The following is a 21,929-nucleotide window of genomic DNA, read 5'->3' as shown; positions in this document are numbered from 1 at the left end:
GCACCCGGTGCCGCACGGGCCCCTCAGTGCTGGGCGCGTCGGAGGCTTAGCCGTTCCTTCTCGGACAGGCCGCCCCAGACGCCGAAGCGTTCGTCATGGCTGAGCGCGTACTCGAGACACGCGGAGCGCATCTCGCACAGCCCACAGATCTGCTTCGCCTCCCGCACCGAGCTGCCTGGCTCGGGAAAGAAGAATTCGGATCCGGTCTGGGCGCACAGTGCCTCTTCCTGCCAGGACAGGTCGGGTACGGCGGTGGTGTCGGTGTGCATGCCGGCGACTGTGCCTCGCCGCGAAAAACGTTCGATCAACGCCGGATCAACGAGCGTCCGGCCATCGCGTCACCGGCCCGCGAGGCCCGCGACGGACGTGAGGCCAGAGGCGTCATGGGATCCGATGATGCCCCCGGTGTCGAACGAGCGCACAGCGGCACGCGGCAGGATCACAAGGATTTCTCAAGCCGTGAGCCCCTGCAGGCAAGGGACACGCCCTCGGGCCCGCCCAGCAGCAGGTCAGGCTCCCACCGGCGCCGGCCGGTCGCGAAGGGGGCCGGCCGTCCCGCGGCACCAGCGGCTGCGCTCCGGCAGCGATTGTCAGTGGGCGGTGCAAGACTCGGCAGTACAGGCAAGTGGACCTCTCAAGGAGGGCAACATGCTCACCACCCGTTTCGTCACCGGCGCTCCGAACTGGGTCGATCTCGGCACCAGCGATATCGACGGCGCCACATCCTTCTACAACGGTGTCTTCGGCTGGGACTTCGTGTCGGCGGGACCCGAATCCGGCGGTTACGGCTTCTTCCGGCTTGCCGGGAAAACCGTGGCGGGCGGTATGCAGACCACCCCCGAGCAGGGTCCGCCGTCATGGACCGTGTACTTGCAGAGCCCGGACGCCGACGCCACGGCCAAGGCGGTCGAGCAGGCCGGGGGGAGTGTGCTGATGGCACCCGACGACGTCATGGACAAGGGCCGTGCGGCCATCCTCGCCGACAGGGCGGGCGTCCACTTCGGCCTCTGGCAGCCTGCCGCGCGCCGCGGCGTCGACGTGGCGGGTGAGCCGGGCTCTCTGTGCTGGGTCGAGCTCTACACACCGGACATCGCCGCGGCTGCCGCGTTCTACAACTCCGTGCTGGGCCTGGAGACCTCGGCCGTGCCGTTCCCCGGCGGCACCTATACCTGTATCAACCCGTCGGAGGGCGGCGAGGACGCCATGTTCGGCGGTGTCGTCCCACTGGCCGACGACCCGGCGGAGCAGGAGGCGGGGGCGTACTGGCTGCCCTACTTCGAGGTCACGGACACGGACGCCGTGGTCGCGAAGGTCCAAGAACTGGGTGGCACGGTCCGCATGCCCGCCACATCCGTGGACGGCGTCGGCCGGATGGCCAAACTCGCCGACCCGTACGGGGCCCGCTTCGCGGTGATCAAGAGCGAGCCGGCACTGGGCTGACGACCTGCACGAACCCCGGCCGCCCGCCTGACCGGTGACCGATACGGGCGGCCGGCGACGCCGACTGCCTGCCCGTCCACGGTCGACGGGCAGTGTTCAGCTGTAACGGCCCGCGACCAGAGGGAGCGACTCGGTGCCGCCGACCGGATGCCGCGGCATCATTCCGCCCCTCCACACCCACCCGAGCCGTCGACAACTTCTGAAGGCACGGAGTTTTCGAGAGCGCTCTCAGTCATAACCCTTGACGCTTCAACTCCCCCTGGGAACAGTGGTGATCCGCAGAGGGCGGATGCCCCACTCATCGGCCCGTCTCTGCCTCCCCCCACGCCCCAGGAGACCCCGTGATCTCACGCCGAACGTTTCTGACCGGAACCGCGGCCGTCACCGCCGCCGTCGGCTACCCCGTCTGGGGAAGCGCTCTCAGCCCGACGGCCGAGGCCGCTCCCGCAACCTGTGAACTCGCCCTCAAGAACAACTCGTTGCCCGGTACGGTCCGCGCGTACGTCACCGGTCACGAGCAGTCGACGGGCAACTGGATCCTGCTGCGCCCGGACGGCAGCGTCTACCGGCCCACCTCGCCCTCGGCACCGCAGACACCGCTGCCCGTCGACTGCGCCATCCCGCTCGGCGCGGCAGGCTCCGCCCCCACGGTGTTGACGCTGCCGCAGATGTTCGGCGCCCGCGTCTACTTCGTACGCGACACCACGCTCGACTTCTTCCTCAACCCGGGCCCCTCCCTGGTCGAGCCCGCGTTCGCCACCCCCACCGACGCGAACTACGGCAAGACCTGGTCGTTCTGCGAATTCACGTTCAACACCGAGCAGTTGTACGCCAACATCAGCTACGTCGACCTGGTCACCGCGCTGCCGATCGGTCTCACCCTGGAGGGCGACGCCACGCACACGGTGGCCACGCTGCCCGACGGCGCCGTCGACAGGATCGCCGCGGACCTCACGGCGCAGGCCGCCAAGGACGGCCAGCCCTGGGACAAGCTGGTGAACCGGGGCAGCGACGGCTCGGTACTGCGCGTGGTCTCTCCGCAGAGCCTGATGGCTCCGTACTTCGACCGGCCCGCCGAGATGCCGTTCCGCGACCTCTGGACCAGCTACATCGACCAGGTCTGGGACAAGTACCGCTCCACCGACCTGGGGATCGACCTCCAGGGCGGCAGGGGCGTCCTCACCGGCCGGGTCAGCGGCGACACGCTGACCTTCACCGGCGGGCACACCTTCACCAAGCCGACGTCGAAGGACGTCTTCACCTGCAACCACGGCCCGTTCGCCAACAACCCGGCCGACTCCGACGAGAAGAAGGCCCTCCTCGCGCGCCTCGCCGCCGGCTTCAACCGCTCGATCATGCTCACCCATCCCACCCAGCCCAACGGGACGACCACGTCGGACTACTACACGGGCGCGGTCACCAACCACTGGGCGCGTGTCGTGCACGCCAACTCGCCCATCGGCTACGCCTTCCCGTACGACGACGTACGCCCGGACGGCCAGCCCGACGTATCGGGCGCGGCCCACGACGGCAACCCCCGCCGCTTCACGGTGTCGGTAGGCGCGTAACGCACGCCCCTGACAGAGGCGTCCCGCAGGGGCGCCCTGTCAGGGACGCGGGGCACCGCGCGCCCGGCCACAACACACCCGCGCCCGCACCTGCACCTCGGCCCGCACCCAAAACACCACGCAACACAACACAACCCGCGGAGCGGCTACGCCGAGGCCCGCCGAACCAACGTCGTAGGCAGTACGACACTGGACGGAGCCCCCACCAGCCCCTCCCCCGTCCCCGTCGCTTCCGCGTCCGCCTCCGCGGCCGCGGAACCGGTCCGGTCCAGCCCCCGCAACAACAACCGCGCCATCAGCCGACCCATCTCCTCGATGTCCTGGCGGACCGTCGTGAGCGGCGGGTCGGCCTGTTCGGTGAACGGCAGCATGTCGTCGAAGCCGACCACGGCCACGTCCTCGGGAACCCGCCGCCCCCGCTCGCGCAGGACCCGCAGGGCGCCCGCCGCCGTGAGGTCGTTGGCGGCGAACACGGCGTCCAGGTCGGGGCAGCGGTCGAGGAGTTCCCGCATGGCGCTCTCGCCGCCCCCCGGGGTGAAGTCGCTCTCCACGATCAGCCTCGGGTCGGCGTCCACCATGACGTCACGGAACCCGTCGAGCCGGTCGACCGCCGAGGTCTGGTCGAGCGCGCCGGTGATGTGGGCGATGCGCCGACGGCCGAGCCCGACGAGATGCCGGACGGCCTCGCGGGCGCCGCCCCTGTTGTCGCAGTCGACGTAGACCGCGCCGCGCGACCCTCCGCTCCAGCCGGGGCGGCCCCCGTACACGGTCGGCACTCCGTGGATCAGACCCGGCAGCGGGTCGTCGAGGTGCAGGGAGAAGACGAGCGCGCCGTCGACATGGCCGCCGGCGAGATAGCGCGCCACGCGGGCATGGTCGTCGCGCCCCTCCGTGAGCAGCAGGACGAGTTGCGAGTCGTGGGCCGTCAGCTCTTTGCTGATGCCCCGGAGCTGAAGGGCGAAGAAGGGGTCCGCGAAGACCCGGGTCTCCGGTTCGGCGATCACGACGGCGACCGCGTCGTGCCGTCGGGTGACGAGGCTGCGCGCGGCCTGGTTCGGCACGTAACCGAGTTCGTCGACAGCGCGCCTGACCCGCTCGGCCAAGGGTTCGCGCACGCCCTCACCACCGTTGACGACACGCGACACCGTGGCTCGGGAGACCCCGGCCCGGGCTGCCACGGCCTCCAGCGTCGGTCGTGGCTCTGTCGACTGCTCGGTCACCTCGGGGCTCCTCAGGGCGGTGGTTGCCGATCAGGATAGCCCTCGTCCGACGCGCCGCTGAGAGCGCTCCCGCCCGGGAAGTCCCTGGAAAACCGCCATGCCCTCGCGTCACGGGGCCAACAAGGCTCGGGTACGTCTCGACGCCCTCGGACGCTGTGGGAGGGGCACGCAAAACATCACGGGCCGCGGCCCGGGGACTGCGATCGGTCCGTACACTGCCGCGCCGCCCAGCGCCGGGGACAAAGGAAGAATTCCCTATGCGGGTGAGGCGGTGCGGGCGGAGCTCATCGGGCCGAGGACCGTCAACTCCCGCGGGGTGATCGCGTACTCACCTGCCCGCGCCAACGGTGCACTGCCGGGGTACGCCATGGACAGGGAGGCGCGCAGCCGCTCCAGCTCCCGTACGTGGCTGTCTGTCCTGACCGGCAGAGGCTGGATCCGACGCGCGAAACAGCGGTCCCGGTCGGTGAAGTCCTCGCCCTCGCGGCCGACGATGACGGCACGGACGAGGCCCGCCGGGGCGCTGAACGGGATGGCGAGCTGCCGGGTCACCCCGGCCTCCAGGCCCGCCCGAGGCTGCCCGCAGCCATCGCACTCGGCGGAGTTGTGGCGCCCCACACACAGCCCGTCCCGTGGAGCGCTCAGTGCTCGTGCGGCTCGTAGCCCGGAATCGTGCCGTCCTTCTTCTTCACCAGGAACAGCCCCGCCATCCCCATGTCGGAATGACTCTGGACGTGGCAGTGGTACATCCACGCGCCGGCCCCGACGCCCTCTCCCGCGATCACCTGGAAGCCGAACGAGTCAGCGGGCCCGACGATCTTGTTGTCGATGACCTGACTCGGGTCGTCGGGGCCGGTCAGCAGCCCGGTGCGGTTGTCGGCCCAACGGTGACCGTGCACGTGGAACGTGTGGTAGTACTCCCCGTGCGTGATCATGACGAACTCGACACGGTCACCCACGGTGGCCTCGAAGTTGGGGCTCTCGTGGCCGGGCTTGTTGTTGATCATCATGTCGTTGAAGACGACGGTGTGGGTCTTGTCGGGGAGGATGTCGCCCTGGCGGCGGACGATGACCGGACCGTAGAGGCCCTTGCGGATGCCGCCCGTGCCGTGCTCGGTGCCGACGACGTGGTCGTGGTAGTGCCAGTAGCCCGCGCTGCCCGCCCGCCAGGTGCCGTCCTTGCGGCGGCCGGGGGCATGGGTGCGCCAGGTGTACGTACGGGTGTCGCCCGGCTCGACGTGGGACTTGCTCAGCTTCGTGCCGTCGCTGGACACCTCGTAGTCCATGCCGTGTACGTGCAGACTCGCCGCCACGTCCATCGTGTTCTCGACCTCGATGTGCAGGGTGTCGCCCTCGTTGAGCTCGATCAGCGGGCCGGGGATCGAGGCCGCGCCCTTCTCGAGTCCGTAGCCCATCTGTCCGTCGGCGAGCTTCTCGACGTAGAGCTTGATCCGCTTCACCTCGCCGCCCGCGGGGGCGGTACGCACCGGGCTGTCGGCGGAGGTCGCGTCCTTGGCGCCGACGAGCGACAACGATGTCGCGACCGTGGCGACGGCGGCCCCGCCCAACATCATCCGACGGCTGAACCCACGTCTGTCCATCGCGTCCCTGGTGCCCGCTTTCTTGGTGTCCGCGTCCTTGGCGCCCGCGTCCGCGGTGTCCATGTCGTCCGTGGTGCCCATGCGAACTCTCCCAACCTGCGGTCGGATCAACCGAATTGACGGAACTGGCGGAAACTGACGGTCCGACGGAACCGAGTGACAGAGACGAACTGGGGAGACGGTAGTGGCATCGCCTTCGTTTATCCACACTCAGGACAAAGTTCGTGCCATCCCGGTCATACCTATTGGCGAGTTCCACGAAAAGGTCTAGCTTCCATGGCGCTGTGCTGTGACGCGAGTGAGCCAAAGGGGCGCGACTGTGTCGGGAGTGCGAGCGCGCGGAGGCCCGAAGAATCGAGCACGGTCGGGGCTCTCGACACAGGCTGTAGCGCACCGGCGGCGAACCGAGCCCGAAAAAGGAACAGAGGGGTGGGTGACCACATGCGGCTCACACCGCATCAAACGCCACTAGCGGTACGAGGGTTGGGCAAGGCCAGACGGAGAGGCTGGGCGGCCGCGCTGGCCGCCGGAGTTGTCGCCGCCGGCGTCCTCTCGGGGCCGGCCGCGAGCGCGCGCCAGGCGCCCGAACCGCCGCTGACAACGATGTCGATCAAGTCGCCGCCCGGTGGCTCCGACGTGAGGGTGCTGATCTACCACGGGTCCGCGGCGGGCGGCGAGGAGTCGCCCGTCGTCAACGCCGGTATCGAGGCGATCGAGGACCTCGGCCAGTCGGGCCCCGCGGCCGGGCGGTTCAAGGTGACGGCCACGGACGACGCCTCGGTCTTCACCGACGAGACGGAACTCGGCAGCTTCAACGCCGTCGTCTTCCTGACCGGCGGCGGGGACGTCCTCGAACCGGAGCAGGAAGACGGTCTGGAGTCGTACATGGAGGCCGGCGGCGGCTTCCTCGGCATCCATGACGCGGCCCGCGCCGAGCCCTACTCGGACTGGTTCACCGGGCTCGTCGGCGCCCGCCCGGCGGCCGGCAGTCCAACCACCGTGCAGCGGGCGACCGTTGAGGTCGGCGACCGGCAGCATCCGGCCACCAAGGACCTTCCGCTCCAGTGGAAGCGCCCCGACCAGTGGCTGAACTGGGTCAAGAACCCGTCCGGCGACGTGCACACCGTGGCCCGCGTCCGCGAGTCGACGTACCAGCCGGGCACCGGCGCCAACGGCGCCGACCACCCGGTGTCCTGGTGCCGTGACTACGACGGCGGCCGCTCCTTCTACACCGGCATGGGCGGCACGACCTCCTCGTACGACGAGACGGAGTTCCGCTCCCATCTGCGCGGGGCGCTCGCGTGGACGACACGGATCTCGCAGGCCGACTGCAAGGCCACGATCAACGCCAACTACAAGGCGGAGCGGCTGACCCAGGCCAACCAGCCGGGCCAGAACGACCAGATCGGCGAGCCGCACGGCCTGGTCACCGCGCCCGACGGCCGCGTGTTCTACATCGGCCGCGGCGGCGCCGACTCGTCGCAGCCCGTCATCACGGACTGGAACAACCCGGACGTCGGCAAGGGCAAGGGCGAGATCCACGTCTACGACCCGAAGACCAAGAAGGTCACGCTGGCCGGCACGCTCAACGTCTTCGGAAACAAGGGCGGCGGCGACGAGCTGATCAAGGTCGAGGAGGGCCTGCTCGGCATCGAGCTGGACCCGAGGTTCGCGGAGAACGGCTGGGTGTACCTGCACTACACACCCCACTCCCGGATCGACCGTGACAAGCAGATGGCCGAGCGTTACGTCTCCCGCTTCACGTACAACTCGGCCACCAGCAGGCTGGATCTGAACAGCGAGAAGGTCCTGCTGAAGTGGCCGGTCCAGATCCACAGCTGCTGCCACTCGGGCGGCGGCCTGGCCTGGGACTCCAAGGCCAACCTCTACATCGCGACCGGCGACAACAACTCCAGTGGCTTCAGCGACGGTTACTCGGGCAACAACCCGCAGCCGAACTACAAGGGTGTCTCCTTCGCGGACGCCCGCCGCACGGCGGGCAACACCAACAACCTCAACGGCAAGATCCTGCGCATCCACCCGGAACAGGACGGCACGTACACCCTGCCCGAGGGGAACCTCTTCACGGGCAAGGAGACCGCCGAGGGCGGCGGCAAGACGCGCGGTGAGATCTATGTGATGGGCGTCCGGAACCCGGCGCGCATCTCGATCGACAAAAAGACCGACACCCTGTACGCGGGCTGGGTCGGCCCGGACGCCTCGGCGCCCTCGACGACCTGGGGTCCGGCGAAGTACGACACGTTCGCCGCGATCACCAAGCCGGGCAACCACGGCTGGCCGTACTGCATGGGCAACAAGCAGCCCTACCGGGACCGTAATCTGCCCGACCCGACGAAGCCGCTCGGCTGGTACGACTGCAACGCGCCGAAGAACGAGTCGCCCAACAACGACGGTCTCGTCAACCTTCCGCCGATCACCTCGAACACCATCTGGTACTCGCCCCAGGGCGGCGGCCCGGACTACCCGCGTGACGCCAACGGCATCCCGTCGTACAAGACGGCGGAGCAGAAGTTCCTGCTGCCGTGGCTCAAGGGCGGCGGCCAGGCGGCCATGGACGGGCCCGTCTACCGGTACGACGGCACGCTGGCGAACGCCGCCAAGTGGCCCTCGTACTGGGACGGCAAGTGGTTCGTGGGCGACTTCTACGACGCCGACCAGCCGCGGCACGCCGTGCTCCTGGACCCGAAGACGGCCGGGCAGGGCGGCATTCCGGTGCACGCCGAGTCCCTCAAGAAGATCATCCCCATCGGCAACGACGGCATCAAGAACCTCATGGACTGGAAGTTCGGCCCGGACGGCACGCTGTACGTCCTCGACTACGGCCGTGGCTTCTTCACATCGGACTCCAAGTCCGCGCTGTGGCAGGTGACGTACAAGGGCGGCGGCCCCACTCCTGCCGCCAACCAGCTCGCCAGGGAGGCGCAGTGACGAGCGTGACGAACATCCGAAGCGGTCGAAGCATCCGAAGGCGAAGAACTGGACGGCTGTGGACGGCGCTGCTGGCGTCGCTGCTGATGGTGCTGGGACTCGCGTCCACCTCGGCGTCCGGCCAGACCGACAACACCCCGTCCAAGGCGGCTGCCGCCGCGCAGACGCTCACCTGGACGGCCGGCGACGACATCACCAAGTACGCGTCCGCGCCCACCACGGCGGTCGCGGGCCCGACGACGATCGTCTTCGAGAACAGCAAGGCGACCGGCAACACGATGGGGATGCCGCACACGTTGACGTTCGACGTGTCCGACCCGGAGTACCAGAACGACGTCCCGCTGAACATCCTGGCCAACCCGAACGACGACCAGGGCGGCAAGTACACGGCGGAGGTGACCCTCACACCCGGCCGGTACCGCTACTTCTGCACCATTCCCGGCCACGGCCAGATGCAGGGCATCCTCGTGGTCACCGAGGGCACCGGCGAGGACACGACGGCGCCGGAGACCGCCGCGCAGGTGACCGGTACGAAGAACGCGGACGGCGCGTACGTCGGTTCGGCGACCGTGGCGCTCAGCGCGACGGACGCCGGTTCGGGCGTGGAGCGGATCGAGTACGCGATCGGTGACGCGGGTGCCTGGCAGCCGTACACCACACCTGTGGTGGTCGATCAGGTAGGCGCCCAGAAGGTCCGCTACCGGGCCCTCGACAAGGCAGGGAACACGTCCGCGGAGAAGGCGGAGGAGTTCTCGGTGGTGGCCCCGTCGACGGACGACAAGACGCCACCGGACACGTCGGCCGCGGTGAGCGGCGAGCAGAACCCGCAAGGGGAGTACGTCTCCATGGCGACCGTCACGGTGACGGCCTCCGACACCGGCTCCGGCGTCAACACCATCGAGTACGCGATCGGTGACTCCGGCGCCTGGCAGCCGTACACGGCTCCAGTGATGGTCCACGAGGTGGGCGCGCACAAGGTGCGGTTCCGGGCGACGGACAAGGCGGGCAACGCGGCCGCCGAGAAGTCCGTGTCGTTCACCGTCGTCGCGCCGCCCGTCGAGGACAAGACTCCCCCGGTGACCGGCGTGAGCGTCGAGGGCACGAAGAACTCGGCCGGGGCGTACATCAACAACGCCAAGGTGACGGTGACCGCGACGGACGCGCACGGCGGTTCGGGGGTGGCCGCGATCGAGTACTCGCTCGACAGCGGCCCGTACCTCGCGTACACCGTGCCCGTGGTGGTCGACCGCGTGGGCGCGCACACGGTGGTGTACCGCGCTCGTGACAAGGCGGGCAACACCTCGGACGCCCGGACGGTGAGCTTCACGATCGCCCCGGGCGGCGGTGTGCCGGCGCCCAACTGCGCCGAGTACGACGAACGGTTGACGGTCATCGTCGGTACGGTCGACACGGGCGTGCCGAACCGGATCACCAACAGCCGGTGCCGCATCAACGAGTTGATCGAGGACGAGAAGGAGTGGACGTCCCACGCGCTGTTCCTCAAGCACGTGAAGACGGTCCTGAACACCCTCCTCAAGGAAGGTGTCGTCGTCCAGCGCGAGTACGACCTGATCAACGAGGCGGCCGACGAGTCGCGCATCGGTGATCCCGGCCAGACCGAGGGGTACCGGACGATCCTCGACGGTACGCAGAAGTCCTTCGAGAAGTGGGAGCACGTGGGCGGCGGTTCGTTCGGGCTGAACGGCGACGGCTCCATGACGTCGGGCACCTCGAAGGACGGGCTCGGCATGCTGTGGTTCCCCGAGCGCAAGTACGGCGACTTCTCGCTGAAGCTCCAGTGGCGGGACGACGCTCCGGGGACAGGCAACGCCAACTCCGGTGTGTTCGTGCGGTTCCCGCAGGTCCACAACCATCCGGAGGAGTCACGGCCCGAGTGGGTCGCCATCAAGTACGGGCACGAGATACAGGAGTTCGACAGCCCCACCGGCGACATGTACAAGACCGGTTCGGTCTACGGCTTCGACCGGGTGGGCCTGGCCGGTGCCGGTGTCACCCAGAAGGGCACCTGGAACGACTACGAGATCCGCGTGGTGGACCAGCACTACTCGGTCTACCGCAACGGCGTGCTGATCAACGAGTTCGACAACACCGGTGGTCAGGACTTCACCCCGCCGCGCTCGGACGACCCGGGCACGGACGGCCGGCGGTTCTCCTCCGGCTACGTCGGGCTCCAGGTACACAGCACGACGGACGTGGTGTCGTACCGCGACGTCCGGATCAAGGAGCTGTAAGGAGCAGGGGAGCTGCGGTCGTCGGGCGGCCGTAGCTCTCAGGCAGGTGCAGGTCCGCTGTCCTTCTTGGCCCTGCTCGGCTGTACGCGCTTCGGCTCGCCCGGCATCTTCGGGTACTCGGGCGGGTACGGCAGATCGCCGAGTCCGTGATCGTGTTCGTCGCGGCTCGCGAGTTCGAGCAGGGCTTCGAGGGAGAAGGCGTGGTCGTCCATGACCGCGTGCACGTCGCCGAGTTCGGCGAAGCGCGCGGGCATGGTGGCCAGGTCGAAGTCCTGGGGTACGGCCTCGCCGACCTCGTCCCAGGTGAGGGGCGCCGACACCGGGGCGTGCGGACGGGGGCGTACGGAGTAGGCGGAGGCGATGGTGCGGTCGCGGGCCGTCTGGTTGTAGTCGACGAAGATCTTCTCGCCGCGCTCCTCCTTCCACCAGGCCGTGGTCACCTCGTCCGGCATCCGGCGCTCCAGCTCACGTCCGACGGCGATCGCGGCCCGGCGGACCTGGGTGAACGTCCAGCGCGGCTCGATCGGCACGAAGACGTGCAGACCGCGGCCGCCGGAGGTCTTGGGAAAGCCGCGCAGATCCCCGTACTCGTGGAGCACCTCGCGCAGCTCATGGGCGGCGCGCACCGCGTCGGCGTAGTCGGTGCCCGGTTGCGGGTCTAGGTCGATGCGCAGTTCGTCGGGCCGGTCGACGTCGTCGCGGCGCACGGGCCAGGGGTGGAAGGTCAGCGTGCCGAACTGGGCTGCCCACAGGACGGCGGCGACCTCGGTGGGGCACATCTCGTCGGCGCTGCGGCCGCTGGGGAAGGCGATGTGCGCGGTGGGGATCCAGTCGGGCATGTTCTTCGGTGCCCGCTTCTGGAAGAAGGACTCACCGCCGACCCCGTCCGGGTGGCGTTCCAGGGTCGTGGGCCGGTTGCGCAGTGCGCGCAGGATGCCGGGGCCGACCGCGAGGTAGTACCGGGCGAGGTCCAGCTTCGTGAAGCCACGCTCCGGGAAGAAGACCTTGTCCGGACTGGACAGCCGTACCGTCCGGCCCGCCGCCTCCAGCTCCACCGCGTCTGCCATGCGAGCCACGGTAGGCGTACCGCGCACACCTCGCATATCCGGTTCAAGCCGCATACCAGGCGAATGCATCTTGACTCATACAGAATCGGAACATGGATCTGCCGGTGATGCCGCCTGTGAAACCCATGCTCGCCAAGTCCGTGGCGAGGATTCCGCCGGACATGCACTACGAGGCGAAGTGGGACGGGTTCCGGGCGATCGTCTTCCGTGACGGGGACGAGATCGAGATCGCAAGCCGCACCACGAAGTCGCTGGTCAGGTACTTTCCCGAACTGGTGCGGGCACTGCGGGAGCGGCTGCCCGAGCGCTGTGTGCTGGACGGCGAGATCGTGATCGCGCACGGCGGAAGGCTGGACTTCGACGCCCTCAGCGAGCGCATCCACCCGGCGGCCACTCGCGTGAAGACCCTCTCCGAGCGGAACCCGGCGTCGTTCGTGGCGTTCGACCTGCTCGCGCTGGCCGACGAGTCACTGCTGGACGTTTCCCTTGCCGACCGGCGGGCCCTGCTGGAGAGAGCGCTGTGCGACAGCACGCCTCCGGTCCATGTGGCGCCGGCGACCACGGACATCGAGGTGGCGCGGCGGTGGTTCGATCAGTACGAGGGCGCCGGACTCGACGGGGTGGTCGCCAAGCCGCTCACCCTGCGCTACCGGCAGGACGAGCGCCAGATGTTCAAGATCAAGCACGAGCGGACGGCGGACGTGGTGGTGGCGGGCTACCGGCTCCACAAGAGCGGGCCCGTCGTCGGTTCGCTGCTGCTCGGTCTGCACGACGCCGGGGGCACGTTGCAGCACGTGGGGGTCTGCGCGGCCTTCACGACGAAGCGGCGCGAGGAACTGATCGCGGAGCTGGCGCCGCTGCGCATGGAGTCGGCCGCCGGGCACCCGTGGGCGGCATGGGCCGAGGAGACGGCGCGTCTGCCGGGCGCGCCCAGCCGCTGGTCGGGCACGAAGGACATGTCCTGGATTCCGCTGCGGCCGGAGCTGGTGTGCGAGGTGGCGTACGAGCACATGGAGAACGGTGAGCGCTTCCGGCACATGGCGCGCTTCCGCCGCTGGCGTCCCGACCGTACGCCGGAGAGCTGCACGTACGCCCAGCTGGACGAGCCGGTCGGTTACGACCTGGCGGACGTCCTGGGACCGCAGGGCTGAACGGCCCTCCGCCCTACCCCTTCCGGGCGAACACGCGAGCGTCGCCTTCGACGCCGGCCCGGCCCATCGGCCGGCTACCGTCCCGGCTCACACTCCCCCCTCAACGCCCTTACCGGGCAAGCTGGTTGGGGTCCGAGCCACGTCCGGCGGGCACGTCGTACCGCGACTCCGCCTGCCGAACCGCCACAGTTTCCCGCCCCGCGCCCGTGACACGCTCGGACCTGTGCACGCCTTCGATCTTGGCTCTTTGGGTACGTACTCATTTAACCGATAAACAGACAAACAACGAAACGGGGCATGGTGAGCACGGTAGGCATGAGACGGACGGGACGTGCACGACGCTCCGCCATGACGACAACACTGCTGGCCACCCTGCTCATGGGTGCCGTGGCGACGGCCTGCACGAGCGGCGAACCACTCGACGACGGACGCGGAGACATGCCACCCCGCACCGACGGCAACAGCACTCCGGCGAACCCGGCGCCCCGCGCCGCCTCCCCGCTCGCCGTGAAGATCGACAACGTACCCGGCGCCCGGCCGCAGACGGGCCTGGACGCCGCCGACCTCGTCTACGCCGAGCAGGTGGAGGGTGGCCTCAGCCGGCTGATGGCGGTGTACGCGACCCGGCTGCCGGACGCCGTCGGCCCGGTGCGCAGCGCACGAGAGTCGGACCTGGAGCTGCTGCGCCAGTTCCACAAGCCGACTCTCGCCTTCTCCGGAACCCAGAAGAAACTGCTACCGCTGTTCGACAAGGCGCCGCTGCAGGCCGCCCTGCCGGAGAAGCAGCCGACCGCGTACTACCGGAGCTCGGACAAGTCCCCGCCGCACAACCTCTATCTGCGCCCCAAGCGGCTGCTGGCCTCCGCGCCGGGGGCCGACGCACTGACGACGGGCTTCCGGTACGGTGCCGCCCCCGCGGGAGGGACGGCCGAGAACACGCGTACGGTCCGCTTCCCGGCGACCCGCTTCACCTTCGACTGGTCGGGGAAGCGGAAGCACTGGCTGGTGTCGATGGACGGCGCTCCGACGGCGACGGCCGGCGGGGAACGGGTGGCCGCCTCGACGGTCGTCGTGCAGTACGTGAAGATCCGCGAGTCCAAGTACCACGACTATCTCGGCAGCAACACGCCCTACACGGAGACCGTGGGCTCGGGCACCGCGAAGGTGCTGCGCGACGGCAAGGCCTTCGACGCGGCCTGGAAACGCGCCACGCCCGCGGACGGCACGGAGTTCACGGCGCCGGACGGCACACCGATGAACTTCGCCGAGGGCCAGGTGTGGGTGGTGTTCGCGAGGGCGTGAACCTCGCCGGATCGTGTCCGACACCTGCCGCTCACCGTCGGCCGACGAGGGGCTCCCCCGGATTCCCGGGATTGCGGAGCCCCTCCGCCGCGTCCGAGACGCGCTGGATGAGGTCGAAGAAGAGGGCCTGTTCCTCGCCGGAGAGCGGAGCCAGGAAGACCTGGTTCATCCGGGCCGTCCGCACCGTCAGCCTGCGGTGTACCCGCAGGCCGTCGTCCGTGAGGCGCAGTATGAAGCGGCGGCCGTCCTGGGGGTCGCGGACCTTGTCCAGCAGTCCGCGCCGGCCGAGCCGGCTGATGACCTCGGCGATGGTCGACCGGTCGAGGCCCACCCGCTCCCCGACCGTGCGCTGGTCGAGACCGGACTCGGCGACGAGCGTGTTCAGGACCGCGAACTGGGGCGAGGTGATCTCCTCGGAGACCATCGTGTTCCACAGCAGGTAGTGCGCCTGCTGCAGTCGCCGGGCAAGGTGCCCGGGGTGGGCGGAGAGATCCACCGCGGCCATGAGCGCTCCTTGTTCGTTGGTGCACTGAACAATACCGGGCAGCCGCACCCTCCGTCCCATTTCCGTACGGACTCTCTGAGCTGGCATTTCAGTGGAGGTCTTGACGCTTCGCGGCCGGAATGGCAGCGTGTTCGAAACCTCGCAGAAATACTCAGTGCCCTGACTAATTGGGGCTGCAACCACTCGGGGCTGCACCTCATCGGGGCTGCGGGACGCTCGGGAGAGATGGGGCTTCGCAGATGGACAAGGTGGTCTCCACAGCCGCCGAGGCTGTGGCCGACATACCCGACGGCGCGACACTCGCCGTCGGCGGCTTCGGCCTCAGCGGTGTGCCGAACGTGACGATCCAGGCACTCTACGAGCGCGGCGTCACCGGTCTGGGCGTGGTGTCCAACAACTGCGGGGCGATGGAGTCCGGTCTCGCGGTCCTCCTGGCGGCGGGCCGCATCGCCCGCGTCACCGGCTCGTACATCGGGGCGAACAAGGAGTTCGCGCGGCAGTACCTGGGCGGCGAGCTGGAGGTCGAGATGATCCCGCAGGGCACCCTGGCCGAGCGGTTGCGGGCCGGCGGCGCAGGCATCCCCGCGTTCTACACACCGGCCGGAGTGGGCACACAGGTCGCCGACGGCGGCCTGCCCTGGCGCTACGACGGAAACGGCGGCGTCGCGCTGGCCTCCCCGCCCAAAGAGGTACGGGACTTCGACGGCACCCCGTACGTGCTGGAACACGGCATCCGCACCGACTTCGCCCTGGTGCGGGCCGTGAAGGGCGACCGGCACGGGAACCTCGTCTTCAACAAGTCCTCCCGCAACTTCAACCCCCTTGCCGCGATGGCCGGACGGGTGACCGTCGCGGAGGTGGAGGAGCTCGTCGAACCCGGCGAGATCGATCCGGACGCGGTGCATCTGCCGGGCATCTTCGTGCAGCGGGTCGTCGCGCTCACGCCGGAGCAGGCGGCCGACAAGAAGATCGAACAGCGGACGGTGAGCAGCTGATGGCCTGGACGCGTGAACAGATGGCCGCGCGGGCCGCGCGCGAACTGCGGGACGGCCAGTACGTCAATCTCGGCATCGGGCTGCCGACGCTGATCCCCAACTACCTCCCGCCGGACGTGGAGGTGATCCTGGAGTCCGAGAACGGCATCCTGGGCACCGGCCCCTACCCGACCGAGGACCAGGTCGACCCGGACCTGATCAACGCGGGCAAGGAGACCGTCACCGTCCTGCCCGGCGCCTCCTACTTCGACTCCGCGCTGTCCTTCTCGATGATCCGCGGCGGGCACATCGACGTCGCCGTCCTCGGCGCGATGCAGGTCTCCGCGGGCGGGGACCTGGCGAACTGGGCCGTTCCCGGCAAGATGATCACCGGGATCGGCGGGGCCATGGACCTGGTGCACGGGGCCCGTACCGTCATCGTCGTGATGACCCACACCGCCAAGGACGGTTCACCGAAGGTCCTCGACGAGTGCACGCTGCCGCTGACCGGCAAGGCCTGTGTCGACCGCGTCATCACCGACCTCGGCGTCCTGGACGTCACCGCCGACGCCCTGGTACTCGTCGAGACGGCGCCAGGCGTCACGGTCGAGGAGATCGTGGCGAAGACCGCCGCGAAGGTCCGTATCGCCGAAGAGCTCACCTCGGAAGCAACCGGGGAACTCACCGGGGAACTGCCCGGCGAACTCACTGAGGAACTCACCGAGGAGACCCAGTCGTGAAGGACGTCTACATCGTCGACGCCGTCCGTACCCCGTTCGGCAAGTACGGCGGAAGCCTCGCCGCCGTCCGTCCGGACGACCTGGCCGCCCACGCCCTGCGTGAACTCCTGGCCCGTACCCCGGAGCTGGACCCGTCCCGGATCGACGACGTCTACTTCGGCAACGCGAACGGCGCCGGCGAGGAGAACCGCAACGTCGCCCGCATGGCCGCCCTGCTCGCCGGTCTGCCCACCTCCGTACCGGGTGTGAGCGTCAACCGGCTGTGCGCCTCCGGGCTTGAGGCCGTCATCCAGGCCGCCCGTGCCATCGCACTCGGCGACGCCTCGATCGCCCTCGCCGGCGGTGTCGAGTCGATGACGCGCGCCCCCTACGTCCTGCCGAAGAACGACAGGCCCTTCCCGGCCGGGCACACCGAGCTGTACTCCACGACCCTCGGCTGGCGCATGGTCAACCCGAGGATGGACCCGCAGTGGACCGTCCCGCTCGGCGAGTCGGCCGAGCTCATCGCCGACAAGCACAAGATCACCCGCGAGCAGCAGGACGAGTACGCCCTCGCCAGCCACGGCAAGGCCGCCGCCGCCCGGTCCGCGGGCCTGTTCGACGCAGAGATCGCCCCGGTGTCCCTTCCGCAGCGCAAGGGCGAACCGCTGTCCTTCGGCGCCGACGAATGCGTACGCGCCGACGCCTCCCTCGCCGCGATGGCCAGGCTCAAGCCGTCGTTCCGCACCGAGGGCGGGACGGTCACCGCGGGCAACGCCTCCCCCCTCAACGACGGCGCAGCGGCCCTGCTCCTGGTCGACGAGGAAGGCCTCGCCGCCACCGGCCGCGAGCCCCTCGCCCGGGTGTCCGCGTCCGGTGTCTCCGCACTCGACCCGGACTACTTCGGCCTCGCACCCGTCGAGGCCGTCAACCGCGCACTCGCCAAGGCGGGCAAGTCGTTCGACGACCTGTCAACTCTCGAACTGAACGAAGCCTTCGCCGCCCAGGTCCTGGGCTGTGTCGCCGAGTGGCCCGAGTTCGACCAGGCCGTCCTCAACCCGCAGGGCGGGGCCATCGCCCTGGGCCACCCGCTCGGCGCCTCCGGAGCCCGCCTCGCCGGAACCGTCGCACACCAGCTCGCCCGCAAGGGATCGGGCGTCGGCGTCGCCACCCTCTGCATCGGCGTCGGCCAGGGCCTCGCCCTCGTACTGGAGCGTTAGGAACTCTCATGGCTCTCCCCCAGCCCCCTGCCCAGTCCCCCACACGGACGCTCACCCAGCCGGACGTGGACATCGAGATCGAGGATGTCCAGGACGCGTACGACAAGGCGGTCGCCGGCGGCGCCCCGGTCCTCAACCACCCGCGGCGCGACTACGCCCCGTACCGCAGCTCCCTGCTGCGCCACCCGAAACAGCCGCTGGTCGCCGTGAGCGGCGGCGACCCGGAGACCGTCGAGCTGTCGGGGCCGGTGTTCGGCGTCACCGACATCACCGACCACGACAGCGACCTGACCCTCCAGCACCGGGGCGAGCCGATCGGCGAGCGGATGACCGTCTCGGGCCGGCTGCTCGACCGCGACGGCCGTCCCGTACGCGGCCAGCTCGTCGAGATCTGGCAGGCCAACGCCGCCGGCCGGTACGCCCATCTGCGCGAGCAGCACCCGGCGCCGCTCGACCCCCACTTCACCGGTGTGGGACGGACCCTGACGGACAATCAGGGCCGGTACTCGTTCACCACGATCAAGCCGGGCCCCTACCCGTGGGGCAACCACACCAACGCGTGGCGGCCCGCGCACATCCACTTCTCGGTCTTCGGCACGGCGTTCACCCAGCGGCTCGTGACGCAGATGTACTTCCCGAGCGACCCGCTGTTCCGGTACGACCCCATCCTGCGGTCCGTGACGGACGAGGCGGCCCGGAGCCGGCTGGTCGCCACGTACGACCACGACCTGTCGAAGCCCGGGTTCTCGATGGGCTACGCATGGGACATCGTCCTCGACGGTCCCTCCGCCACCTGGATCGAGGAAGGCCGTTGACCATGGCCGAGCGACTGCTCCCCACCCCGTCCCACACCATCGGCCCGTTCTACGGGCACGCGCTCCCCTTTCCCGACGGCGACCGCGTCGCTCCTCAGGGCCATCCGGACGCGATCAGCCTGCACGGGTACGTGTCCGACGGCGCGGGCACGCCGATCCCCGACGCCCTGCTCGACTTCTGGCAGGCCGCTCCCGACGGTTCGCTGAACGGCGCCCCGGGATCGATGCGCCGCGACCCCTCCACAGGCGGCTTCGTGGGCCGCAACGGCGTCGACTTCACCGGCTACGGGCGGGTTCCCACGGACGCCGACGGGCACTACGCGCTCCACACGCTGCCGCCCGGCAACCCCGGGCTGCCGTACATCAGCGTGTGCGTGTTCGCCCGCGGGCTGACACACCACCTCTTCACCCGCGCGTACCTCGCCGACGGCGCGGACCCGCTGCTCGACTCGCTGCCGGCCGAGCGGCGCGCCACGCTGCTCGCGGCCGAGGGGACGAACCGGACGTACCGTTTCGACATCCGCCTTCAGGGCGAAGGCGAAACGGTCTTCCTGGAGTTCCAGTGACAGCAGTCGACCCTGCCGATTCCGCCGATTCCGCCGGTTCGGGCGGCGCGGCCGGTTCCGCCTCTCCTGCCTGGTCCGACGCGGGGCTCCTCGCGCCCGGGCGAGTGGGCTCCCCCGCCGAGGCCGCGACGGGCGACCCTGCCTTCCTGCGGGCGCTCCTCGACGCGGAGGCGGCGCTCACCCGTGCGCAGGCCTCACTGGGCCTCGCCCCGGCCGAGGCCGCCGACGCGGTCACCGCCGCTGCCGACACGACGGCCGACGTGGCGCGCTTCGACGTCCACGCGCTCGCGCTGCGCGCACGCGCCGGCGGCAATCCGGTGATCCCGCTGGTCGCCGATCTCAGCGCGGCGGCCGGCGCGGAGCACTCCGCCTACGTCCACCGGGGCGCGACCAGCCAGGACATCATGGACACGGCCACGATGCTGGTCGCGGTACGGACACTGGACCTGGTCCTGGCCGACCTCGCCCGCACGGAGCGCGCGCTGGCCCGCCTCGCGCGCGAACATCGGGACACGGTCATGCCGGGGCGGACACTCACCCAGCACGCCGTACCCACCACCTTCGGTCTGAAGGCGGCAGGCTGGCGCTCGCTCGTGCTGGACGCCCGGGACCGCGTGCAGCTCGTGCGGGACGGCCTGCCGGTCCAACTCGGTGGCGCCGCAGGCACGTTGGCGGCCTTCGTCGCGTACGGCGCCTCGGACACCGGGGCTCTCGTCGCGGCGTACGCCCGCGAACTGGGCCTCTCCACACCGGTGTTGCCCTGGCACACCCTCAGGACACCGGTCGCCGACCTGGCGGGCGCCCTCGCCTTCACCGCGGGCGCCCTCGGCAAGACGGCCGCGGACGTGCTCACCCTCGCCCGTACGGAGATCCGCGAGCTGAGCGAGGGCACGGGCGGCGGCTCCTCGGCCATGCCGCACAAGGCCAACCCCGTGCGTGCCACGCTGGTCGCCGCCGCGGCCCGCCGGGCACCGCAGCTCGCGGCCACGCTGTACGGATGCCTGCCGGCCGAGGACGAACGGCCCGCCGGTGTCTGGCACGCCGAGTGGGAGCCCCTGCGCGACCTGCTCCGCCTGGTCGGCGGCGCGGCGCGGGACGCGGCCGAACTGACCGAGGGTCTCCAGGTGCACGCGGACGCGATGCGCGCCCACCTGGACCTCACACACGGCCTGATCGTCTCCGAGCGGCTGTCCGCCGAACTGGCACCGGTGCTCGGGCGCGCCCGCGCCAAGGAGCTGCTCACCCGGACCGCCCAGCGGGCCGTCGCCGAGGACCGGCCCCTGGCGGAACTCCTCGCCGGAGAGCCCGAGTTGAAGGATCTCGACCTGGCGGCCCTCACCGATCCCACCCGGTACACCGGCTCAGCCGGAACCCTCACCGACCGCGCCCTGGAGCGACGTTGATCAGCCGGACCGACCAACCACCCCCACCCAAAGGCACATTGCTGCATCACCGCGCCGAGGGACCCGTCTCCGCTCCCCCGCTTCTCCTCGGCCCGTCCCTCGGCACATCGACGGCCCTGTGGGACAAGGTCGCGCCCGAACTCTCCGTCACGCACCGGGTCGTGCGCTGGGACCTGCCGGGCCACGGCGGCTCCCCCGCCGGCCTGATCGGCCCGGGGGCGACCGTCGCCGACCTCGCCGCGCTGGTCCTGGCGCTCGCCGACTTCCTGGGCATCGACCGGTTCTCCTACGCCGGTGTCTCGCTCGGCGGCGCGGTGGGGCTGCATCTCGCGGTCCACCACCCGGACCGGGTGGAGAAGCTCGCCGTGATCTGTTCCTCTGCGCACTTCAACGGCTCGAAGCCGTGGGAGGAGCGGGCCGCGCTCGTACGGGACCAGGGACTGGCCGGGCTGGCCGAGAGCGCCGGCTCCCGTTGGTTCACGCCCGGTTTCACCGTCCCCGAGCTGATCGAGGACCACCGGACGGCGGACCCGGACGCGTACGCCGCGTGCTGCGACGCGCTGGCCTCCTTCGACCTCCGTGAGCAGCTGCCACGCATCGGCGCTCCCACGCTGCTCGTCGCCGGGCGGGAGGATCCGGCGACCCCGCCCGCGCATCTGCGGGAGATCGCCGACGCGGTACCGGGCGCCTCGCTCGTCGAGATCCCGGGCGCCTCGCATCTCGCGCCCGCCCAGTGCCCGCGGGCCGTGCTCACCGCGCTGCGCGCGCACTTCGACGGTGACGCCGGGCGGGGGATGGAGGTGCGGCGGCAGGTGCTCGGCGACGAGCACGTGGACCGGGCGCAGGCTCGGCAGTCCGCGTTCACGGCGCGGTTCCAGGACTTCATCTCACGGTACGCGTGGGGTGAGATCTGGACGGACGAGACGCTGGCCCGCCGCGAACGCAGCATGATCACCATGACCGCGCTCGTGGCGCACGGGCACTACGACGAGCTGGCGATGCACGTCCGCGCCGCCCGCCGCAACGGGCTCACGCCGGAGGAGATCGGCGCGGTCCTGCTGCAGACGGCCGTGTACTGCGGGGTTCCGGCGGCCAACTCGGCGTTCGCCGTGGCCCAGCGGGTGCTCACCGAGGAGGACCGGGCCACGGGGTGACCTGCCGGTCGGGCGGGCAGACG

Annotated in this window: 19 protein-coding genes; 13 read left to right on the top strand and 6 right to left on the bottom strand. The window is 70.1% G+C overall.

Features of this window, described 5'->3' with window-relative positions; all coding sequences use genetic code 11:
* Positions 1–23 precede the first annotated feature (23 nt).
* Positions 24–269, bottom strand: coding sequence for a WhiB family transcriptional regulator (locus AB0D14_RS33270; RefSeq protein ID WP_362786541.1), 246 nt, complete (start codon positions 267–269; stop codon positions 24–26).
* 379 nt (positions 270–648) lie between these two features.
* Between AB0D14_RS33270 and AB0D14_RS33265 the strand changes: the two genes are divergently transcribed.
* Both AB0D14_RS33265 and AB0D14_RS33260 read left to right on the top strand, forming a co-directional pair.
* Positions 649–1,440, top strand: a complete 792-nt coding sequence (locus AB0D14_RS33265) for a VOC family protein (RefSeq protein WP_362786540.1) — start codon at positions 649–651, stop codon at positions 1,438–1,440.
* Between the two features lie 341 nt (positions 1,441–1,781).
* A complete protein-coding gene (locus AB0D14_RS33260) occupies positions 1,782–3,008 on the top strand; it encodes a glycoside hydrolase family 64 protein (protein WP_362786538.1) in 1,227 nt (408 codons plus the stop codon).
* 146 nt (positions 3,009–3,154) lie between these two features.
* On the opposite strand, the gene AB0D14_RS33255 is transcribed toward AB0D14_RS33260, so the two are convergent.
* The 3 genes from AB0D14_RS33255 to AB0D14_RS33245 all read right to left on the bottom strand — a co-directional run bounded on the left by AB0D14_RS33255 (position 3,155) and on the right by AB0D14_RS33245 (position 5,829).
* Entirely contained in the window at positions 3,155–4,228 is a 1,074-nt protein-coding gene (locus AB0D14_RS33255; RefSeq protein ID WP_362786536.1) for a LacI family DNA-binding transcriptional regulator, read from the bottom strand.
* 255 nt (positions 4,229–4,483) lie between these two features.
* On the bottom strand, positions 4,484–4,780 hold the full coding sequence (locus tag AB0D14_RS33250) for a hypothetical protein (protein ID WP_362786534.1): 297 nt from the start codon (positions 4,778–4,780) through the stop codon (positions 4,484–4,486).
* A gap of 89 nt (positions 4,781–4,869) precedes the next feature.
* Positions 4,870–5,829, bottom strand: a complete 960-nt coding sequence (locus tag AB0D14_RS33245; protein ID WP_362786562.1) for a multicopper oxidase domain-containing protein — start codon at positions 5,827–5,829, stop codon at positions 4,870–4,872.
* A gap of 519 nt (positions 5,830–6,348) precedes the next feature.
* Between AB0D14_RS33245 and AB0D14_RS33240 the strand changes: the two genes are divergently transcribed.
* Positions 6,349–8,778, top strand: a complete 2,430-nt coding sequence (locus tag AB0D14_RS33240; RefSeq protein ID WP_362786561.1) for a ThuA domain-containing protein — start codon at positions 6,349–6,351, stop codon at positions 8,776–8,778.
* Positions 8,779–8,834: 56 nt separating this feature from the next.
* Positions 8,835–11,030: a family 16 glycoside hydrolase gene (locus AB0D14_RS33235; RefSeq protein ID WP_362786559.1), complete on the top strand. Its 2,196-nt coding sequence runs from the start codon at positions 8,835–8,837 to the stop codon at positions 11,028–11,030.
* A gap of 38 nt (positions 11,031–11,068) precedes the next feature.
* On the opposite strand, the gene ligD is transcribed toward AB0D14_RS33235, so the two are convergent.
* Positions 11,069–12,097 (bottom strand): non-homologous end-joining DNA ligase, encoded by a 1,029-nt coding sequence (ligD, locus tag AB0D14_RS33230; RefSeq protein ID WP_362786532.1) that lies wholly within the window; start codon positions 12,095–12,097, stop codon positions 11,069–11,071.
* 92 nt (positions 12,098–12,189) lie between these two features.
* Here ligD and AB0D14_RS33225 point away from each other — a divergent pair, with 92 nt between their 5' ends.
* Entirely contained in the window at positions 12,190–13,248 is a 1,059-nt protein-coding gene (locus tag AB0D14_RS33225; RefSeq protein ID WP_362786531.1) for an ATP-dependent DNA ligase, read from the top strand.
* A 348-nt stretch (positions 13,249–13,596) separates the two neighbouring features.
* On the top strand, positions 13,597–14,550 hold the full coding sequence (locus AB0D14_RS33220) for a DUF3048 domain-containing protein (protein ID WP_362786529.1): 954 nt from the start codon (positions 13,597–13,599) through the stop codon (positions 14,548–14,550).
* A 31-nt stretch (positions 14,551–14,581) separates the two neighbouring features.
* On the opposite strand, the gene AB0D14_RS33215 is transcribed toward AB0D14_RS33220, so the two are convergent.
* Complete coding sequence (locus AB0D14_RS33215) at positions 14,582–15,055, bottom strand: MarR family transcriptional regulator (RefSeq protein ID WP_362786527.1); 474 nt, start codon at positions 15,053–15,055, stop codon at positions 14,582–14,584.
* Between the two features lie 239 nt (positions 15,056–15,294).
* Between AB0D14_RS33215 and AB0D14_RS33210 the strand changes: the two genes are divergently transcribed.
* The 7 genes from AB0D14_RS33210 to pcaD all read left to right on the top strand — a co-directional run bounded on the left by AB0D14_RS33210 (position 15,295) and on the right by pcaD (position 21,906).
* The gene (locus tag AB0D14_RS33210) at positions 15,295–16,050 is read left to right on the top strand and encodes a CoA transferase subunit A (protein WP_362786526.1); all 756 of its coding nucleotides are present in this window, start codon (positions 15,295–15,297) and stop codon (positions 16,048–16,050) included.
* Positions 16,050–16,769: a CoA transferase subunit B gene (locus AB0D14_RS33205; protein WP_362786524.1), complete on the top strand. Its 720-nt coding sequence runs from the start codon at positions 16,050–16,052 to the stop codon at positions 16,767–16,769. The genes AB0D14_RS33210 and AB0D14_RS33205 overlap by 1 nt, the downstream gene beginning before the upstream one ends.
* Positions 16,766–17,968, top strand: coding sequence for a thiolase family protein (locus AB0D14_RS33200; RefSeq protein ID WP_362786522.1), 1,203 nt, complete (start codon positions 16,766–16,768; stop codon positions 17,966–17,968). Before AB0D14_RS33205 ends, AB0D14_RS33200 begins: the two co-directional genes overlap by 4 nt.
* Positions 17,969–17,976: 8 nt before the next feature.
* Positions 17,977–18,783, top strand: a complete 807-nt coding sequence (gene pcaH, locus AB0D14_RS33195; protein ID WP_362786520.1) for a protocatechuate 3,4-dioxygenase subunit beta — start codon at positions 17,977–17,979, stop codon at positions 18,781–18,783.
* 2 nt (positions 18,784–18,785) lie between these two features.
* Positions 18,786–19,349: a protocatechuate 3,4-dioxygenase subunit alpha gene (gene pcaG / locus AB0D14_RS33190; protein WP_362786518.1), complete on the top strand. Its 564-nt coding sequence runs from the start codon at positions 18,786–18,788 to the stop codon at positions 19,347–19,349.
* 104 nt (positions 19,350–19,453) lie between these two features.
* The gene (gene pcaB / locus AB0D14_RS33185) at positions 19,454–20,752 is read left to right on the top strand and encodes a 3-carboxy-cis,cis-muconate cycloisomerase (RefSeq protein ID WP_362786558.1); all 1,299 of its coding nucleotides are present in this window, start codon (positions 19,454–19,456) and stop codon (positions 20,750–20,752) included.
* 38 nt (positions 20,753–20,790) lie between these two features.
* Positions 20,791–21,906, top strand: a complete 1,116-nt coding sequence (pcaD, locus tag AB0D14_RS33180; protein WP_362786517.1) for a 3-oxoadipate enol-lactonase — start codon at positions 20,791–20,793, stop codon at positions 21,904–21,906.
* Positions 21,907–21,929: the final 23 nt, after the last annotated feature.

Source organism: Streptomyces sp. NPDC048484, assembly GCF_040651415.1.
Lineage (GTDB): Bacteria > Actinomycetota > Actinomycetes > Streptomycetales > Streptomycetaceae > Streptomyces.
This window is presented reverse-complemented; position numbering and strand designations above follow the sequence as displayed.

Excerpts from the sequence above, each read along its gene's own strand:
- AB0D14_RS33215 (WP_362786527.1), bottom strand. The coding sequence starts at position 15,055 with ATGGCCGCGGTGGATCTCTCCGCCCACCCCGGGCACCTTGCCCGGCGA.
- AB0D14_RS33265 (WP_362786540.1), top strand. The coding sequence starts at position 649 with ATGCTCACCACCCGTTTCGTCACCGGCGCTCCGAACTGGGTCGATCTC.
- ligD (WP_362786532.1), bottom strand. The coding sequence starts at position 12,097 with ATGGCAGACGCGGTGGAGCTGGAGGCGGCGGGCCGGACGGTACGGCTG.
- AB0D14_RS33205 (WP_362786524.1), top strand. The coding sequence starts at position 16,050 with ATGGCCTGGACGCGTGAACAGATGGCCGCGCGGGCCGCGCGCGAACTG.
- AB0D14_RS33270 (WP_362786541.1), bottom strand. The coding sequence starts at position 269 with ATGCACACCGACACCACCGCCGTACCCGACCTGTCCTGGCAGGAAGAG.
- AB0D14_RS33220 (WP_362786529.1), top strand. The coding sequence starts at position 13,597 with ATGACGACAACACTGCTGGCCACCCTGCTCATGGGTGCCGTGGCGACG.
- AB0D14_RS33245 (WP_362786562.1), bottom strand. The coding sequence starts at position 5,829 with ATGGACAGACGTGGGTTCAGCCGTCGGATGATGTTGGGCGGGGCCGCC.
- AB0D14_RS33210 (WP_362786526.1), top strand. The coding sequence starts at position 15,295 with ATGGACAAGGTGGTCTCCACAGCCGCCGAGGCTGTGGCCGACATACCC.
- pcaG (WP_362786518.1), top strand. The coding sequence starts at position 18,786 with ATGGCCGAGCGACTGCTCCCCACCCCGTCCCACACCATCGGCCCGTTC.
- pcaH (WP_362786520.1), top strand. The coding sequence starts at position 17,977 with ATGGCTCTCCCCCAGCCCCCTGCCCAGTCCCCCACACGGACGCTCACC.
- AB0D14_RS33225 (WP_362786531.1), top strand. The coding sequence starts at position 12,190 with ATGGATCTGCCGGTGATGCCGCCTGTGAAACCCATGCTCGCCAAGTCC.